Annotated in this window: 2 protein-coding genes and 1 pseudogene; all 3 read right to left on the reverse strand. The window is 61.5% G+C overall.

Annotation, left to right across the window (positions count from 1 at the left end):
* Window positions 1–275: pseudogene (locus ACNPP0_RS05305) on the reverse strand (hypothetical protein); the annotation flags it as partial.
* Entirely contained in the window at window positions 275–2,155 is a 1,881-nt protein-coding gene (locus tag ACNPP0_RS05310) for a KAP family P-loop NTPase fold protein (RefSeq protein ID WP_448705212.1), read from the reverse strand. The pseudogene ACNPP0_RS05305 and the gene ACNPP0_RS05310, both read right to left, overlap by 1 nt.
* A 303-nt stretch (window positions 2,156–2,458) precedes the next feature.
* A partial coding sequence (locus ACNPP0_RS05315) for a transposase (RefSeq protein WP_448705213.1) occupies window positions 2,459–2,912 on the reverse strand: 454 nt, incomplete at its 5' end.

Below are 2,912 nucleotides of genomic sequence, written 5' to 3' on the forward strand. Positions count from 1 at the left end.
CCCCCGCCGCCGCCCAGAGCGGCGGACATCTTGGAACGCGCGTCGGCGAACCGGCGACTGGGCGCAAAAGCCCCATCCGGGGCCTCTTGCTCGCCGGCTACGGCGGGCCCCTCGGCGCCGGCTTCCGCGCCCGTTGCAGCAGGCTCGTGGTCGCCATCATCGAGCGAGCTATCCGCGCTATCGTCGCCGCCCGCAGGCGTCGTCTCTGGAGTCAGCCACTCCGGGTCAAACGGCGAGCCGGCTTTGCCGCCAGAACTTGACGTTGAGGTTCCCATTATCTGGTCTCCCGCTTCGCCCGCTGGATGGCCGCTTTAGTGGCTTTCTCCACCGAAGAGTCTGCCTCCCACTTGCCTAGGGTAGGGCGTGCCCACCTCTGCGAGTACAGGAGGGGGACGACGCCAGGACCAACTTTCCCGACCGGTGCTTCTGCCAAAAGCGCCGCTGCCTCGACCGCCAGCTCCGGGTAAACCTTGCAGGGCTCGATGAGCGGAACGACATCCTCCCCCGAGCGCCATGTCCGCATCGCGGCCTTCAGCCGCCAGGCTTTGCCCATGGCCATCCCAGCCTGGATGGCGCCAGCGGCTCGGATGGCCTCTGTGAGCGGTGCGTTCGATGCCGTTGCAGCGACCAGGGCGTCGCGCAACGCTCGTCCTTGGTCGGTCATATTGTCCGCGCCAAAATCCCGAGTCGCCGTATCCCTGCTCAAGTGCAGTAGGGGCCGGAGGTCTACGTTACCGAGCGGCGGTTTGAGCTGCAGCCATTCGCATGAAAAGGGGTCATCCTTGAAAGGCTCGGGGAGGGGTGTGCCGGCGGCCGCCGCGGCTTCCGCTTCACGCAAGACTGCCACTCGCCCGTCGGCGTCCGCCGAGACCCTTGCAGCCAGGGCGTTGGCCAGCGTCTCGTCGCACCGTTCGACAAGGTGCCACTTTGCAAGAGAAGGAATTTCGAGGTCGATGCCCTGCGGGGCAGCTAAGGCCGACCGCAGGTAGACCGTGTTCAGAAACCGCTTCATCAGCCGCGGGTTCGCATTTACGGCGCTCGACTGGGTAAGCAGCGGAGCCAAACCCTCAGCAAGCTGCATCAACTCGAGCATGGGCGTGTTGCCCAAGCCAACAAGGCTTTGCAAGAACTCGGACGTGACGGCGTCACCTTTCCAGCTGCTTTGTAGGCGCTTCGGGATAGCTTCCTTTGCCGCGTCGAATCCGACTTTTTCGAAGATACCGTCAGCATGAGCACGCTCCATCAACAGCAAGGCTAGGTATGCCTTGGCTTCATTGATACCGAGTCGCGGAACGTGCAGCGGAACCTGGATGAGCTTGTCGAAGTAGTTCGTTGCCACTTCGGTCGAGATGCCGGTCCCCTCGAAGTGCACTCGCACCGCGCCTCGAATGAATTCGTTATCGGCCGCCACTACGAACGCGCTGCGCTTGAGGAAGAGGAGGAGGCGAATCGATTCCAGCGTAGAAATGGCGGTCTTGGGCAGGCAGCGGTCTAAGTCGTCCACGAAGACGACCAGCGTGACCTTCAGCTCTTCGAGCAGTTCTTCTAGGGCATTGCGGAACGCCTGAATCTCATTGGGCAATGAGAGCGGCTCTGCGGGCTTGAGCAAGTCATTGGGCATCCCCTTGTCGGCGCCCTTTTGCTTCCTCTCGCCTTCTCCCTCGCCCGACTCCTTCGCGTCCTCGTCGCCGCCGACTCCGAAGAACCCAGCAGCCTTCATGACCGCGGAGCCGATGCTGCCGACGGGCACTCCTGTGTAAAGCGTCACGGCAGCTTCACCACCCATTTGTGCGAGGCGAAGGAAGTTGATGCGCTTGAGGAGGCGCTTTGCCTTCTTTAGCAGGGGCTCGTTCTCGGCCGCCAGCCGCAGGACCTCATCGCCAACCAGTTGCAGGAGCGCGCCTCGGGCACCCTCGAAGTCCTGGTAGAGCCACGGATTGAACGTGACGATGACGTAGGTGTTAGTCCCCGGAGCATCGGCTTGTTTCAGCCGGCCTTCAATCATCCTGACCAACGAGGTCTTGCCGACACCCCAGCCGCCAGAGACGCCGACCGAAATCGGCGTGCCGTTCGCCTGTTGGAGGAGTTTCGCGCACGCGTCCGCTACGACACCGAAATTCAAGTAGTCGACGGTCGTTTCGTTGTCTGACCACATTTCAAATTGTCTCCAACTCTGCCAAGTTGTCTGATATTAGCAGCCTGTGATCGGTCGCGACGGCACGCGGCGCTCTCAAGAGCGTTGAACGTCCAGCCTCCAGGCAGACCATTTCGCCTTATCTACGACCGTTGTGGGTCGAGGCCGTGTGAAAACGCTTTTCGTCCTGTCAGCCACAGCGCAATCGCCTGGTCCGCATCACCTTGGGCGGTCTTCACTTCGATTTTTCGAAGCGGGGCTCACTCAAGACCGTTTGGGCGGCCCGGATAGGGCCTGAGGTGCGTTATGGGTCACCTGAAGGGCTCAGCCGCCCAGCGCCAGTATGGCTTTCATCGTTTGCTGGAAGCCGAGGATGCGCATGACCCGCTTGAGGTTATAGGCCAGTACATTCAAACTCATTTCCGTGCTCACATTGCCCAAGCGACGAGTTAGGAAGTGTGTATAGCCCATCCAATGCTTGAACGTGCCGAACACATGTTCCACCGTGCGCCGCCGCACCTTCATCGCTTCTGGCATTCGGTCTAGACGGCGCTGCGCCGCCTCAAGCACGGCCTCATGTTCCCATCGACTGATGCGCCGATAGGCGCTAGGAGTGCATCGCTCCTTCATAGCGCATTGTGGGCAGGCACTACTCCAGTAGCGCCGCAATTGAAGACCATTCTCCTCCCGCGTAAACCGGTGGATGGCGCGCTGGCCCGCAGGGCACTGGTACTCATCGTCCTTCGCGATGTATATGAAGTCAGAACGGTCGAAGCGG

The organism is Achromobacter semiaridum (genome assembly GCF_053543755.1).

Coding starts and splice junctions, on each gene's coding strand:
- ACNPP0_RS05310 (WP_448705212.1), bottom strand. CDS start 2,155: ATGTGGTCAGACAACGAAACGACCGTCGACTACTTGAATTTCGGTGTC.